The following is a 13,834-nucleotide window of genomic DNA, read 5'->3' as shown; positions in this document are numbered from 1 at the left end:
CCGAGTCAGGATACGGCAGCGTCCCGCGTCGTCGTGGCGATCCGGTACACCGACGTCGTCGCGGTCAGGAACAGCGTCGTGCCGTCGTCGCCGCCGAAGCACAGGTTCGACGTGACCTCCGGCACGGCGACCGCTCCGATCCGGGCTCCCTCGGGGTCGAACACGACGACACCGTGGTGGGAGGACGACCAGACGTTGCCGTGCACGTCGACCCGGATGCCGTCCGGCGCACCCTCTCCGGGCTCGAGCCGCGCGAACACCCGGCCGTTCTTCAGCAGGTCGCCACGGCGGTCGTAGGCGCGGATGACCGGCTCGTCGCCCGACGAGCTCGCGATGTACAGCACCCGCTCGTCCGGGTCGAACGCCAGGCCGTTCGGCTCGTCCAGGTCGGTCGCCACGGGTCGCAGGCCCTCGCCCTCCGGTCCGCACCGGAACACCCAGTGGTCGCCGTACTCGCGCACACCCGGGTGCCCCTCACGCGGCTGCGTGATGCCGTAGGCGGGGTCCGTGAACCAGACGCCGCCGTCCCGCGCGACCACGACGTCGTTCGGGGAGTTGAAGCGGCCCCCGTCCCACACGTCCACGATCGGCGTGACGACGCCGTCGCGGTCACGCTCGACCCGACGCAGGCCGTGCGAGCACTGCACGACGCTGCCGTCCCGACCGAGCGTGCGGCCGTTGGTGAACTCGACACCGTCCGCATACACCGAGGTCTCCCCCGAGTCGGCATGCCACTGCAGGATCCGGTCGCCGGGGATGTCGGACCACCGCAGCGTGCGCGTCGACGGGATCCAGCAGGGCCCCTCGGCCCAGGTGCTGCCGGTGGCGATGCGCTCGAGCGCGTCGCGGTCCGGCACGAGGTCGTCGAACAGCACGGGTTCTCCTTCGAACGGGGTGCCCACCCTACGTTCGTCAGGCCGCGGCCGCCGCCTCGGTGCGTCGTCGCACGGCCTTCTCGATCGCGGAGATCGCCAGGCCGAGCAGGATCGACGCGACGACCGCGAGGGTCGTGACGAGGAACGGCTGCTCGCGACTCCAACGACCGGTGGCCGAGGCGATGCCGACGCAGTACGCCGCCCAGACGACGTCGGCGAGCACGCAGCTGAGCAGGAACCGCCGGAGGTCGAGCCCGCTGTCCGCGCCGACCAGGTTCGTCGTCAACCGGCCCATCGGGATGAAGCGTCCGAGCACCGCGATGCGCCCGGGAGCAGCACGGTAGCGGCCGTCGATGGCGTCCCGGGCCGCGCGGACCTTCGGACGCGAGAACCACGACCTCGAGCCGAGGTCGACGGAACGCGCCAGGTGGTAGAGCCCGAGGTCGCCGAGGACCATGCCGATCGACGCCGCGACGACGAGGAACAGGACCGGCAGGAGACCGCCGTCACCGCCCACCAGGAGCGTGCCGATCGCGACGACGAGTGCCTGGCTGGGCAGGAACACCGCGACGCTGCCCACGGCGAGCACGAGGCCGACCACGAAGAACGCCCACGGGGTGCCGACGAGCTGGACGACCAGGTCCTGTGCTGCGTCCACGACTCACCCTCCACGGGCACCGGAGGGGCACACCGGGGTCCATCCTCGCAGGTCCGGGGCGCTCCGCTCACGTGCGGTCGACGATCGCCCGCATCGTCGAGGCCGCCTCGTCCGGGCGACCGTCGAGGACGGCATCGGCGAGTGCGAGGTGGAGGCCGACGTCGTGCCGGTCCGGGCGGACGCTCCCGCGTTCGCGCAGCACCTGACCGACGACCTGGTGCAGTCGTCGGTACAGCGCGTTGCCGGACAGGTCGAGCACGAGCGCGTGGAACCGCACGTCCGCGGCCACGAAGTCGGGGCGGTCGTCGCGGGTCGCGGCGGCGGCGAGTTCGTCCGCGGTGGTGCGGAGGGCCTCCCGTCGGTCCGCGAACTCGTCGAGCGCCACCCGCCGGGCTGCTGCGGCAGCGGCGGCGGGCTCGACCGCCGCACGCAGCTCACGGAGCTCGACCGCCACGCGGTCGGCGTCCGGGCCCCGCAGACGCCACCGCACCACGCGCGGGTCGAGGACGTCCCACTCCCGCACGCCGAGCACGGTCACGCCGACCCGCTGCCGCGCGGTGAGCAGGCCGAGGGCGACGAGGACCCGGACGGCCTCGCGGACGATGCTGCGACTGGCACCCGTCCAGGCCACCAGGTCGTCGATGCTCCGGCGGCTGCCCACGGCGACGGCACCGGAGACGACGGCGGCACCGACCTGGTCGAGGACCCGTTCGAAGGTGCTCGTCACCGCTGCGCGACCGGCGACACCACGAGCTCGTCGATGCGCACGTGCGCCGGCACCCCGAGCACGAAGGCGACCGTCCGCCCCACGTCCTCCGGCTGGAGCATGCGCTGCCGGGCGGCCGCATCGGGGACCTCCGGCCGCTGGTCGAGGAAGTCCGTCGCCACGTCACCCGGGCACAGGTGCGTGGCACGGACGCCGTGCTCGGCCTCCTGCTGGTTGAGCGTGCGGACGACCGACGCGAGCGCGGACTTGCTCGCCGAGTACGCGACACCCGCCCCCGGCTGGAAGGACCACCCGGCGTACGACGACACCACGACGACCACGCCGCCGGTCGCGCGGAGTGCCGGCAGCGCGGCGTCCACCAGCGTGACGACGGCGGTGAGGTTCGTGTCCACGATCGCGCGGAAGTCGGTGAGCGACTGGTCGTCCCACCGGCGTCGCGGGGCGTTGAGCCCGGCCGCCAGCACGAGCCCGTCGAGCCGGCCGTGCCGCTCGAGCACGGCGTCCCGCGCGGCGGTGACGGCGTCGGGGTCGTTCGCGTCGAGGGGCAGGACGTCCGCGGTTCCCCCGGCGCCGCGGACGGTGCGCGCAACCTGCTCGAGCCGGTCGGCACGACGTCCGCTGAGCACCACGGTCCAGCCGTCCCGCGCCGCCGCCTCGGCGCTCGCGGCTCCCATGCCGCTGCCCCCACCCGTGACCCAGAGCACACGCTGATCCGTCATGCTCGAATAGTATGCCTATTGAAGCCACCGACGACGGGAGCAACGATGCACCTCGACCTGACCGACCGCGTGGTCGTCGTGACCGGCGCAGCGCGCGGGATCGGCCGCACCCTCGCCGACCGCTTCGTCAGCGAGGGGTGCCGCGTCGTCGCGCTCGACCTGGCCTTCGAGCCGGACTTCCCGCTCGACCACGTCGTGTGCAACGTCGCCGACCCGCAGTCGGTGCACGACGCCGTGGACGAGGTCGTCGGGCGGCACGGCACGATCGACGTGCTGGTCAACAACGCCGGCATCAACGTCACGGGCACGGTCGCCGAACTGGAGTGGGACGCCTGGCGCCGCTGCATGGACGTCAACCTCGGCGGCACGTTCCTGATGAGCCAGGCCGTCGCTCCGGTGATGCAGGCGGCCGGGCGCGGTCGGATCATCAACGCCGCCTCGTTCGCGGCGATCGTACCCAGCGTCGGGAGCGCGGCCTACGCGGCGTCGAAGGCCGCCGTCGTCTCCTTCACCCGGGTCCTGGCGTCGGAGCTCGGCCCGTGGGGGATCACCGTGAACGCCTACGCACCGGGCATGGTGCCGACGGCGATGAACGGCTTCGCGACGATGCCGGCCGAGGCGCAGGACCGCCTGCTCGACACGCTGTCGCTCCGCCGGTGGGAGACGCCGGACGACGTCGCCGACCTGCTCGTCTTCGTGGCGAGCGACGCCTCCGGGTACATCACCGGCACCCTGCTCGACGTCTCCGGCGGCAAGCTCGCGACGCAGATCCCCGCCCGAGCGCACGGCCGGACCTGAGCGGACTGCTGTCCGGCCGCTCAGGTTCTCCACATGGCCTCCTCCGTAGGCTGTGAAAGCCCAGTGAGCCGGACTGCAGCCCGACCCCGAGGAGGTGCCCGATGGTCCTCGTCCTCGTCGCGTTCGCGATCGTCGCCCTGATCGTCCCCGCCCTGACCCCCGTCCTCGGCCGCCGCGTCTTCTACGTAGCGGCCCTCGCCCCCGCCGCGGCGGCGGCGCTGACGATCGCCCAGACCGACGCCGCCCTGCACGGCAGCGTCGTCGAACGGCACCGGTGGGTCCCCCAGCTCGACCTCGACGTCGCGCTGCGGATGGACGCCCTGTCGTGGGTGCTCGCACTGGTCGTGTCGATCGTCGGCGCGTTGGTGCTGGTCTACTGCGCCTCGTACTTCGCGCGGGACGAACCCGGGCTCGGTCGGTTCGCCGGGGTCCTGACCGCCTTCGCCGGCTCGATGTACGGCCTCGTGATCGCCGACGACGTGATCGTGCTGTTCGTCCTGTGGGAGGCCACGACGGTCTTCTCCTACCTGCTCATCGGGCACGACGCCGCGAAGCGTGCCAGTCGCGCCGCCGCCATGCAGGCCCTCGTGGTGACCACCGCCGGTGGCCTGGCGATGCTCGCGGGCCTCGTGATGCTCTCGGTCACGGCGGGCACGACCTCGCTGTCCGCGATCGTCGCCGATCCCCCGAGCGGCACGATCGTCTCGGTGTCGGTGGTCCTGGTGCTGCTCGGGGCGCTCACGAAGTCGGCGATCGTGCCCTTCCACTTCTGGCTCCCCGCCGCGATGGCCGCACCCACCCCGGTCAGCGCGTACCTGCACGCCGCCGCGATGGTGAAGGCCGGCATCTACCTGGTGGCCCGGCTCGCCCCGGCGTTCGCGCTGCTCGACGGCTGGCGCGAGACGATCACGCTGCTCGGCGTCGCCGGGATGCTCGTCGGCGGGTACCGGGCACTGCGGCAGACCGACCTCAAGCTCCTGCTCGCCTACGGCACCGTGGCCCAGCTCGGGTTCCTCGTGCTCGCCGCCGGCTGGGGTGCGCCCGCGGTCGCCCTCGGCGGGGTCGCACTCCTCGTGGCCCACGCCGCCTTCAAGTCGACGCTCTTCCTCGTGGTCGGCGCGATCGACCACGTCACGGGCACGCGTGACCTCGGCCGGCTCAGCGGACTCGGGCGTGCCCGCCCGTGGCTGGCGGTCGTCGCGGTGCTCGCGCTGGTGTCGATGGCCGGGATCCCACCGACGATCGGGTTCGTCGCGAAGGAAGCCGTGCTGACCGGGTTCACCGAGTCCCTGCACGGTCCCGACGCCGGCTGGGCCTGGTTCGCCCTGATCGGCGTGACCGTCGGTTCGGTGCTGACCGTGGCCTACTCGCTGCGGTTCCTGTGGGGTGCCTTCGCCCGGAAGCCCGGCGTCGCGACCACCGAGCCGCACGCCCTGCACGGCCTCGCCGTCGTGCCCTCGGTGCTCGCGCTGGCCGGGCTCGCACTCGGCCTGTTCACGCCGGTGGTCGCGCACGGCATCGAGCCCGCTGCGACGACCGCGGCGCTCGGCGGACAGGAGGTCCCGCACCTCGCGCTCTGGCACGGCCTCGAACCCGCACTCGGCCTGTCCGCGATCACCCTGGTCGGCGGCCTCGCACTGTTCGCCCTGCGCCGCCCGGTCGAGGCACTCCAGCACCGGCTCGCCGGGTTCCCGAGTGCCGCGGGCACGTACCGGCACGGCATGCGACTGCTCGACCGCGGAGCGACCGGACTCACCGCGAGCCTGCAGCGCGGCTCGCTCCCCTACTACCTGACGGTGATCCTGTCGGTCTTCGTCGCCGGGGCGCTCGCCAACCTGGTGCTCGGCGGGCCGTGGGAGTTCCACGTCCGGTTCGCCGACTCGTGGGGCCAGATCCCGGTGATGATCGTGATGTCGATCGCCGGCATCGCGGTGCTCACGGCGAAGACCCGGTTCGCCGCCGCCGTGCTGGTCGGCGTCACCGGCTACGGCCTCTCGGTGCTGTTCGTCCTGCACGGTGCCGTCGACCTCGCCCTGACGCAGCTCGTGGTCGAGACGGTCACCCTGATCGCGTTCGTCCTGGTCCTCCGGCGGCTGCCCCCGCGCATCGCCACCACCAACCCGTCGCAGTTCCGGGTCGTGCGGGCGCTCTTCGCCGGTCTGGCGGGGCTGACACTGGCGATCGTCGTCGTGGTGGCCGCCTCCGCCCGCACGGCCCGCCCCCTCTGGCCCGACCTGCCCGCGCTGACGAGCTCGTTCGGGCACGGTCTGAACGTCGTGAACGTCGCCCTCGTCGACCTGCGCGGCTGGGACACCCTCGGTGAGCTCACCGTCGTGGTCGCCGCGGCCACCGGCGTCGCGAGCCTGATCTTCGTGAACTCGCGCGAGGACACCCTGCCGCGACTGCGTGACCTGCCGGAGACCCTGACCGCGAACGGCGAGCGCACCGACGGTGAACCCCGCGCCTGGCTGCCGACGAGCGCCGCGATCCCGACCGGCCGCTCGGCCCTGCTCGACGTGGTCGTCCGACTGCTGTTCCACGGCCTGATCGTGCTGTCGCTCTACCTGCTGTTCGCCGGCCACAACTCGGCCGGCGGCGGGTTCGCCGGGGGCCTGGTCGCCGGCATCGCCCTCGCGGCCCGCTACCTGGCCGGCGGTCCCGCCGAACTCGGCGCAGCGGCCCCGGTGCGTGCCGGTCGCCTGCTCGGCCTGGGGGTCGCGACGGCCGCCGTCACGGCGATCGTGCCGCTGTTCTTCGGTCGCGAAGCCCTGTACTCCGAGTTCTTCGAGGCCACCGTCCCGATCCTCGGACACGTCGAGTTCGTCACCGCCACGTTCTTCGACATCGGCGTGTACCTGGTCGTCGTCGGCCTGGTGCTCGACGTCCTCCGCAGCCTCGGCGCCGAGGTCGACCGGCAGCGCCTCGAGGACGCCTCGACCCCGACCCGCGACACCACCGAGGGGTCCGTCAGCGACACCCTCGATGCCCCCACCCCGGAAGGGAGCGCCACATGACCGTCACCCTCGTCCTCGTGATCGCCATGGCGGTGCTGTTCTCGTGCGGCGTCTACCTGCTGCTCGAACGCTCCCTGACCCGGATGCTCCTCGGCTTCCTGCTGCTCGGCAACTCGCTCAACCTGCTGCTGCTGGTGATGTCCGGCGCCGCGGGCGACCCGCCGATCGGCGAGAGCGCCGAGGGCATCACCGATCCGCTCCCCCAGGCGTTCGCCCTGACCGCGATCGTGATCACCTTCGCCGTGAGCGCGTTCCTGCTGGCCCTGATCCACCGGTCGTGGCAGCTGTCCCGCGCCGACGAGGTCGAGGTCGACGAGGCCGACGCCGCGATCGGCCGTGACCGTGACGAGCCGGCCGACGAGGACCCGGAGACCACCACCGACGCAGAACAGGAGGCGACCCGATGACCTGGCTCGTCCCGCTCCTCGTCCTCGTCCCGCTGCTCGGTGCCGCGGTCGCGCTCGGACTCCTCCGGCACCAGAAACTCCAGCGTGCGATCACCGTCGTGGTGCTCGTCGTGGCCCTGGCCGTGGCCGCCACGCTCATGGTCCTGGTCGACCGGCACGGCACGATCGTGGTGCAGGTCGGCGGCTGGGACGCCCCGTACGGCATCTCGCTCGTCGTCGACCGGCTGAGCGCCCTGCTGCTCACCGTCAGTGCGAGCGTCCTGCTGCTCGTCCTGCTGTTCTCGATCGGCCAGGGTCTGGCCGCCGACGACGAGGACGCCCCGGTCACGATCTTCTACCCGACGTACCTGGTGCTCGCCGCCGGCGTGCTCGACTCGTTCATCGCGGGCGACCTGTTCAACCTGTACGTCGCGTTCGAGATGCTGCTGGTGGCGAGCTACGTGCTCATCACGCTGGGCGGCAGCGAACAGCGCGTCCGGGCCGGCACGACGTACATCGTCACGAGCCTGATCGCGTCGGCGATCTTCCTCGCCGCCATCGGTCTGGTCTACGGCGCCACCGGCACGGTGAACATCGCGCAGATCAGCGAGCGCGTCGCCGACCTGCCGGAGCACGTCCAGCTGCTCCTGCACACGATGCTGCTGATCGGGTTCGGCATCAAGGCGGCCGTGTTCCCGCTGGCGTTCTGGCTGCCGGACTCGTACCCGACGGCCCCGGCACCGGTCACCGCGGTCTTCGCGGGCCTGCTGACCAAGGTCGGCATCTACGCGATCATCCGACTCGAGACGGTGATCTTCCCGCGACCACAGCTCAACGAGGTGCTGCTCGTCGTCGCCGCACTGACGATGGTGGTCGGGGTGCTCGGCGCGGTGTCGCAGACCGACGTGAAACGGCTGCTGTCCTTCACGCTGATCAGCCACATCGGCTTCATGGTGATGGGCGTCGGACTCGGCACCGTCGCGGGGACGGCGGCAGCGGTGTTCTACACGGTGCACCACATCGTCGTGCAGACCACGCTGTTCCTGGTGTCCGGCCTGATGGAACGCGTCGGCGGGACGACCTCGACCCGGTCGCTCGGCGGACTGCTGAAGGCCGCACCGCTGCTGGCTGCCCTGTACCTGATCCCCGCGTTCAACCTGGGCGGGATCCCGCCGTTCTCCGGCTTCATCGGCAAGCTCGGCCTGTTCCGCGCCGCCGCCGAGGACGGTTCCCCGATGGCGTACGTCACCATCGGCGCCGGCGTCGTCACCTCGCTGCTCACCCTGTACGCGCTCATGCGGGTCTGGGACGCCGCCTTCTGGCGGCCGAAGCCGGCGGCCGAGGCCGCCGCCCCGCACGCGACGAGCGCGGAACCGCACGCCCACCTGCGGTCGCCGGAACCGGCTCCCCTCACCGTGTCCGAGGAGACGGGCGAGGCCTACCACCCGGGAGGCTCGGTGACGGTCACCGACGCACCGCACGCAGCCACCGCCTCCAGTCCGACCACCGGCGCGACCGAGGCGGTCGGCGAGGCTCCCGAGAAGGTGCGCCTGCCGCGCATGCTCGTCGGGGTGACGACGATCGCGGTGCTCGGGTCCGTCGCGCTGACCGTCGTCGCCGGCCCGCTCTACGGCTACGCGACCCGCGCAGCGGAGTCGCTGGAGTCGCCCGACCGCTACGTGCAGGCCGTGCTCGGAGGTGAGCGATGACCGACGTCCGCCGCATCTCCAACGCCAGGCGGATCGCGCTGGCGTGGCGCTACGACGTGCCCCTCGTCGCGGGACTCACCGTGCTCTGGGCGCTGCTCTGGGGGTCGTGGACCCCGCTGACGCTGCTGTGCGGCATCGTCGTGGCGCTCCTCGTCACCCAGGCGCTGCCGCTCCCGCCGGTCCCGCTGTCCGCACGGTTCTCGATCGTGCACGTGCTGCGGTTCCTGGTGGTGTGGTCCGGGCTCGTCGTCGTGGCGTCCTTCCGGGTCGCGTGGGTCGCGTTCCGTCCCCGCGGTGTGCGGCGGAGCTCGATCACGCTCGTGCAGCTGCACTCCACGTCCGAGATGACCTTCACGCTGGCCACGCTCGCGATCTCGCTCGTGCCCGGCTCGTACGTCGCCGACGTGGACCTGCGGCGCCGTCGCCTGCTGCTCCACGTGCTCGACACCGAGCGCCCGGAGCAGGTCGAGGACGAACGCCGCGTCGCACTCCGGATCGAGGCCATGGTCATCCGCGCACTGGGCTCCAAGCAGGACGTCTCCGAGCTGTCCGAGCCACTGCCGGCGGTGACCCGGTGAGCCCCGCCGTCGTCGTGATGGGCATCGCCGTCGCGCTCGTGCTCGCGCTCCTCGGGGCGACGTTCGCCCTCGCGGTGTTCCGGATCGTGCGCGGCCCGACCATCCTCGACCGCATGATCGGCTCCGACATGGTGCTGACCACCGTGCTCGTGGTGATCGCCGCCGCGATGGTCATCCGCCAGGACCTGACCGGCATCCCCGTGCTCGTGGTGATCTCGGCGACGAGCGTGTTCGCCACGGTCGCCGTGGCCCGGGCCGTCACGCCCTCGGCGGACCCGTCCGACGAGGGACTGACCGTCACCACCCCCGAGCGCGCCGAGGAGGACCAGTCGTGATCGAGATCATCGAGTCGTTCGTCGACGACGCAGGCATCCGCGCATGGATCGCCATCGCGCTGCTGCTCGTCGGGTCGCTGCTGTCGCTCGGCGCCGGGGTCGGCATCGTCCGGTTCCCGGACCCGCTCGTCCGTCTGCACGCGATGGCGAAGCCGCAGGTGCTCGGGCTCGCACTCGCGCTGGCCGCCATCGTCGTCGCGGTGTGGACGTGGACGGCGTTCTGGGTCGTGCTGCCGATCATGGTGTTCCAGCTGTTCCTGGTGCCCGTGTCGACGCACATGATCGCCCGCGCCGGCCTGCGCGCCGACGACTACCGGCACGAGGACCTGCTCGTCGACGACACGGAGTCCTGACGCACCGATCTGCCGGACCGGAGGCCCGTGGCGGCATCGCCACGGGCCTCCGCTCCGTCAGGCGCTCACGTTCGCGGTCAGGCGGTCGCGACCCGACGCGGGAGCAGCAGGTTGAGGGCCGCGGCGACCACGACGATCGCGGCGGAGGCCGCCGGCAGCAGCATCGCTGCGGCGGTGCCGTGGTGCTCGGCGACGTCACCGGTGATGGCGGAGGCGATCGACTGGCCGACGATGACGGCGGACCCGAGGATCGTCATCGTGGTGGCGGAGCGGCCGACGGGTGACCGGTCCGAGCCGAGGCTGTACTGGGCGACCAGGGTGGGTCCGATCCCGATGCCCATGACCGCGAGGACCACGCCCGCGGCGACGACGGAGTCGGCGCTGGCGAACGCGACCGCACCGGCGAGGAGCACGACGCCGAAGACGAGCCAGCGCCAGCCGAGGCCGAAGGCCCGGGGGAACGCCGCCGACCCGAGTGCCAGCCCGGCGGACCCGATGCCCATCAGGCCGTAGAGCAGGCCGGCCTGCGAGGCCTCGCCGTGGGTCTCCATGAACGCCGTCAACGAGGTGAGCGTCGAGCCGAAGAACAGCCCGATGCCGAGGATGCCGATGACCACGACGACGAGCCGCGGACGCAGGAGCTGCCGCGCGGGTGCCTGCGTCGACTCCGCGTGCTGGCCGACCACGAGCTTGCCGGTCGGGTGCAGGGCGAACGCCGTCACGAACACGAACGTCAGGACCGAGGCGCCGGCGACGGCCACCCACGGGGCGATCGCGCTGGCGAGGATGCCGACCAGGAACGGGCCGATGATGAACACGGTCTCGTCGGCGGCGGACTCGTAGGCCATGGTGCCGCTGAGGGTCTTCTCGCGCCGCGCCGGGGCCGTGCGCTGCCGGATGATCGCGACGAGCCGGGTGCGGGACATCGGGGCGACCTGCGGGGCCGAGGCACCGATGCAGAACGCGACCGCGAGGACCGCGAGGTCGGGCGCGGTGCCGCTGACGACGAACGGGAAGAGCCCGAGCAGCGCCGCGTTCACCAGGCCGACGGGAACGAGCACCGCGCGCTGTCCGAAGCGGTCCGCGGCGGCGCCGACCATCGGGCCGAAGATCGCGGAGCCGATGCCGACGGCGGCGGAGTTGATGCCACCGAGGGCGACGGAGTCACGGGCGGCGACGACGAGGGTGAGGACACCGACCACCATCATCGCGAAGGGGAGCCGGGCGATGAACGCCACGGGGAAGTACCAGCGTCCGGCGAGGGAGACGAGCGAGCGGTCCGGAGCGGGCGGGGCGTCGCCGGTGGCGGGGGTGTCGCCGGTGGAGCGGGTCTGGAGCATTGGGGTGTGCCTTCTCGGCCCGCCCGGTTCGGTGGCGGCGGACCCATCGGGTGCCGCCGTTGTCCGCCGGGGAGCCGGCGGCCGGTAGATACACACTGCGTGTTGTCGAACGCTGTCGATGGTACCAATCGGCCACCGCGCACCGGAGGAGTTCGCTCCGGGCGCCGTCCCACCGGCCAACCGCGGTGCGGTCACAGACCGTCGCCTGCGGCGCCGCCAGCCGACAGTTCGTGACCGGTCGGTACGGGCCGACCACGCGACGCGACGCGACCGGACGACGGACGGGAGGCGCGTGGCGGGGTGCCCCGCGCCTCCCGGCCGCCGCACCGCGCGCCCAGGGCCCCGCACCGGTCACGACACCCCCGCCCGCGCCCCGCGGTGCGGTCGCAGACCGTCGCCTGCGGCGCCGCCAGCCGACAGTTCGTGACCGGACGGCACGGGATGCGCGACGTGTCGCGACCACTCGGCGCGGGCCGACCACGCGACACGACGCGACCGGACGATGGACGGGAGGCGCGTGGCGGGGTGTCCCGGGCCTCCCGGCCGCCGCACCGCGCGCCCAGGGCCCCGCACCGGTCACGACACCCCGTCGACCGTCCGCGGTGCGGTCGCAGACCGTCGCCTGCGGCGCCGCCAGCCGACAGTCCGTGACCGGTCGGCACGCGACCCGCGACGTGTCCTGACCAGTCGGCGGGATCCGCCGAGCGACGAGATACGACCGGCCGAGGGACTGCTGCGGCGTGGCGCTCGGGTCAGGAGACCTCGCCCGCGCGGGCTCCCGCCCACAGGTCGACATCCGTGATGCCGACGGAGTGCTCGTCGATGACGCGGAGCTCCTCGTCGGTGAACGAGGTGTTCGACAGCGCGGCGACGTTGTCCTCGAGCTGCGACACCCGCGAGGCGCCGATCACGAGCGAGGTCACCCGCTCGTCCCGGAGCGCCCAGGCGAGGGCGAGCTGCGCGAGGGACTGTCCGCGGGCGGCCGCGACGTCGTTCAGGGCACGGAGGTGCTCGACGACCTCGGGCGTGATGCTCGACGCGTCGAGGGACTTGCCCGCTGCCGCGCGGGAGTCCTCGGGCACACCGTTCAGGTACTTGCCGGTCAGCAGCCCCTGCGCCAGCGCGGTGAAGCCGATGACTCCGAAGCCGAGCTCGCCGGCGGCGTCGAGCAGCCCCTCGGTCTCGATCCAGCGGTTGAGCATCGAGTACGAGGGCTGGTGGATGAGGAGCGGCGTGCCGAGGTCGCGGAGGATCTCGGCCGCCTGCCGGCTGCGCTCGGCGTCGTACGACGAGATCCCGACGTACAGCGCCTTGCCCTGCTGGACCGCGGTGTGCAGGGCACCCATCGTCTCCTCGAGCGGGGTCGAGGCGTCGAGACGGTGCGAGTAGAAGACGTCGACGTAGTCCAGGCCCGTGCGCTGCAGCGACTGGTCGAGCGAGGCGAGCACGTACTTGCGCGAGCCACCGCCCTGCCCGTACGGCCCCGGCCACATGTCCCAGCCGGCCTTCGTCGAGATGACCATCTCGTCGCGGTAGGGCCGGAAGTCCTCGCGCATCAGGCGGCCGAAGTTCACCTCGGCGGCACCGTACGGCGGGCCGTAGTTGTTCGCGAGGTCGTGGTGGGTGATCCCGAGGTCGAACGCCCGGCGGCTGATGGCACGCTGGTTCTCGAAGGGCATGTCGTCCCCGAAGTTGTGCCAGTACCCCAGGGAGAGCAGCGGCAGGTCGAGGCCCGAGCGGCCGGTCCGGCGGTACGTCATCGAGTCGTAGCGGTCGTCACTGGCGATGTAGGTCATGGGACGAGCCTGGCACTCGATCGGGCCCGGGCCTCGCACGCTTCGCTTCGCGGACCCATGATGGGTGCACCAGACCACGAGGAGACGACGATGGCACGGACGACGAAGACCGAGACCACCTTCACCGACGAGGAGCGCGCGGCGATGCAGGAGCACGCCGCAGAGGTCAAGCGCTCCCGCGGCACGAAGGGCACCAAGGCCGAGAAGGCAGCGGCCGACGCCGCTGCGGTCGAGGCCAAGATCGCCGAGATGCCCCAGCCGGACCGGGGGCTGGCGGAGCGCATCCACCGCATCGCGCTCGAGGTCGCGCCCGAGCTCGCGCCGAAGCTCTGGTACGGCATGCCCGCCTACGCGCGGGACGGCAAGGCGGTGTTCTTCTTCCAGGATGCCGCGAAGTTCAAGGCCCGCTACGCGACGCTCGGGTTCCAGGACTCGGCCGCGCTCGACGACGGCACGTTCTGGCCGACGTCGTGGGCGATCAGCCCCGAGTTCTCCGAGGCCGACGAGGCACGGGTGGCCGACCTGATCCGTCGCGCGGTCGGTTGA

At 72.4% G+C, this 13,834-nt stretch carries 14 protein-coding genes; 8 read left to right on the top strand and 6 right to left on the bottom strand.

Annotated elements, in window-relative coordinates:
• Window positions 1-5 precede the first annotated feature (5 nt).
• From ORG17_RS01350 to ORG17_RS01335, 4 genes are all read right to left on the bottom strand, one after another.
• The gene (locus ORG17_RS01350) at window positions 6-872 is read right to left on the bottom strand and encodes an SMP-30/gluconolactonase/LRE family protein (RefSeq protein ID WP_250892348.1); all 867 of its coding nucleotides are present in this window, start codon (window positions 870-872) and stop codon (window positions 6-8) included.
• A gap of 40 nt (window positions 873-912) precedes the next feature.
• On the bottom strand, window positions 913-1,533 hold the full coding sequence (locus tag ORG17_RS01345) for a DedA family protein (protein WP_027467187.1): 621 nt from the start codon (window positions 1,531-1,533) through the stop codon (window positions 913-915).
• A 67-nt stretch (window positions 1,534-1,600) separates the two neighbouring features.
• The gene (locus tag ORG17_RS18205) at window positions 1,601-2,260 is read right to left on the bottom strand and encodes a FadR/GntR family transcriptional regulator (protein ID WP_035809653.1); all 660 of its coding nucleotides are present in this window, start codon (window positions 2,258-2,260) and stop codon (window positions 1,601-1,603) included.
• Complete coding sequence (locus ORG17_RS01335) at window positions 2,257-2,979, bottom strand: SDR family oxidoreductase (protein WP_027467188.1); 723 nt, start codon at window positions 2,977-2,979, stop codon at window positions 2,257-2,259. Before ORG17_RS01335 ends, ORG17_RS18205 begins: the two co-directional genes overlap by 4 nt.
• Before the next feature lie 45 nt (window positions 2,980-3,024).
• Between ORG17_RS01335 and ORG17_RS01330 the strand changes: the two genes are divergently transcribed.
• The 7 genes from ORG17_RS01330 (at window position 3,025) to mnhG (ending at window position 10,152) form a co-directional block, all read left to right on the top strand.
• On the top strand, window positions 3,025-3,777 hold the full coding sequence (locus ORG17_RS01330) for an SDR family NAD(P)-dependent oxidoreductase (protein WP_111058011.1): 753 nt from the start codon (window positions 3,025-3,027) through the stop codon (window positions 3,775-3,777).
• Window positions 3,778-3,878: 101 nt separating this feature from the next.
• Window positions 3,879-6,791 carry a Na+/H+ antiporter subunit A gene (locus ORG17_RS01325; RefSeq protein WP_214526899.1) on the top strand — a complete coding sequence of 971 codons (2,913 nt, stop codon included), beginning with the start codon at window positions 3,879-3,881 and terminating at the stop codon, window positions 6,789-6,791.
• On the top strand, window positions 6,788-7,198 hold the full coding sequence (locus ORG17_RS01320; protein ID WP_138802360.1) for a Na(+)/H(+) antiporter subunit C: 411 nt from the start codon (window positions 6,788-6,790) through the stop codon (window positions 7,196-7,198). Before ORG17_RS01325 ends, ORG17_RS01320 begins: the two co-directional genes overlap by 4 nt.
• Complete coding sequence (locus tag ORG17_RS01315; protein WP_027467192.1) at window positions 7,195-8,886, top strand: Na+/H+ antiporter subunit D; 1,692 nt, start codon at window positions 7,195-7,197, stop codon at window positions 8,884-8,886. Before ORG17_RS01320 ends, ORG17_RS01315 begins: the two co-directional genes overlap by 4 nt.
• Complete coding sequence (locus ORG17_RS01310; protein ID WP_214526901.1) at window positions 8,883-9,464, top strand: Na+/H+ antiporter subunit E; 582 nt, start codon at window positions 8,883-8,885, stop codon at window positions 9,462-9,464. Before ORG17_RS01315 ends, ORG17_RS01310 begins: the two co-directional genes overlap by 4 nt.
• On the top strand, window positions 9,461-9,799 hold the full coding sequence (locus ORG17_RS01305) for a hypothetical protein (RefSeq protein WP_051597118.1): 339 nt from the start codon (window positions 9,461-9,463) through the stop codon (window positions 9,797-9,799). The genes ORG17_RS01310 and ORG17_RS01305 overlap by 4 nt, the downstream gene beginning before the upstream one ends.
• A complete protein-coding gene (mnhG, locus tag ORG17_RS01300; RefSeq protein ID WP_051597119.1) occupies window positions 9,796-10,152 on the top strand; it encodes a monovalent cation/H(+) antiporter subunit G in 357 nt (118 codons plus the stop codon). The genes ORG17_RS01305 and mnhG overlap by 4 nt, the downstream gene beginning before the upstream one ends.
• 77 nt (window positions 10,153-10,229) lie before the next feature.
• Here the strand turns inward: mnhG and ORG17_RS01295 are convergent, their stop codons facing one another.
• Entirely contained in the window at window positions 10,230-11,492 is a 1,263-nt protein-coding gene (locus ORG17_RS01295; RefSeq protein ID WP_214526903.1) for an MFS transporter, read from the bottom strand.
• 752 nt (window positions 11,493-12,244) lie between these two features.
• On the bottom strand, window positions 12,245-13,288 hold the full coding sequence (mgrA, locus tag ORG17_RS01290) for an L-glyceraldehyde 3-phosphate reductase (protein ID WP_071245810.1): 1,044 nt from the start codon (window positions 13,286-13,288) through the stop codon (window positions 12,245-12,247).
• Window positions 13,289-13,378: 90 nt separating this feature from the next.
• Here mgrA and ORG17_RS01285 point away from each other — a divergent pair, with 90 nt between their 5' ends.
• Entirely contained in the window at window positions 13,379-13,834 is a 456-nt protein-coding gene (locus ORG17_RS01285; RefSeq protein ID WP_214526905.1) for an iron chaperone, read from the top strand.

Source organism: Curtobacterium flaccumfaciens pv. betae (genome assembly GCF_026241855.1).
GTDB lineage: Bacteria > Actinomycetota > Actinomycetes > Actinomycetales > Microbacteriaceae > Curtobacterium > Curtobacterium flaccumfaciens.
Note: the sequence above shows the minus strand (reverse complement) of the source record. Positions and strands in the feature narration are given on the sequence as shown.

What these genes read in the sequence shown, in the direction of transcription:
- ORG17_RS01310 (WP_214526901.1), top strand. Translation starts at nt 8,883, where the DNA reads ATGACCGACGTCCGCCGCATCTCCAACGCCAGGCGGATCGCGCTGGCG.
- ORG17_RS01320 (WP_138802360.1), top strand. Translation starts at nt 6,788, where the DNA reads ATGACCGTCACCCTCGTCCTCGTGATCGCCATGGCGGTGCTGTTCTCG.
- ORG17_RS01285 (WP_214526905.1), top strand. Translation starts at nt 13,379, where the DNA reads ATGGCACGGACGACGAAGACCGAGACCACCTTCACCGACGAGGAGCGC.
- ORG17_RS01330 (WP_111058011.1), top strand. Translation starts at nt 3,025, where the DNA reads ATGCACCTCGACCTGACCGACCGCGTGGTCGTCGTGACCGGCGCAGCG.
- ORG17_RS01325 (WP_214526899.1), top strand. Translation starts at nt 3,879, where the DNA reads ATGGTCCTCGTCCTCGTCGCGTTCGCGATCGTCGCCCTGATCGTCCCC.
- ORG17_RS01335 (WP_027467188.1), bottom strand. Translation starts at nt 2,979, where the DNA reads ATGACGGATCAGCGTGTGCTCTGGGTCACGGGTGGGGGCAGCGGCATG.
- ORG17_RS01295 (WP_214526903.1), bottom strand. Translation starts at nt 11,492, where the DNA reads ATGCTCCAGACCCGCTCCACCGGCGACACCCCCGCCACCGGCGACGCC.
- mgrA (WP_071245810.1), bottom strand. Translation starts at nt 13,288, where the DNA reads ATGACCTACATCGCCAGTGACGACCGCTACGACTCGATGACGTACCGC.
- ORG17_RS01315 (WP_027467192.1), top strand. Translation starts at nt 7,195, where the DNA reads ATGACCTGGCTCGTCCCGCTCCTCGTCCTCGTCCCGCTGCTCGGTGCC.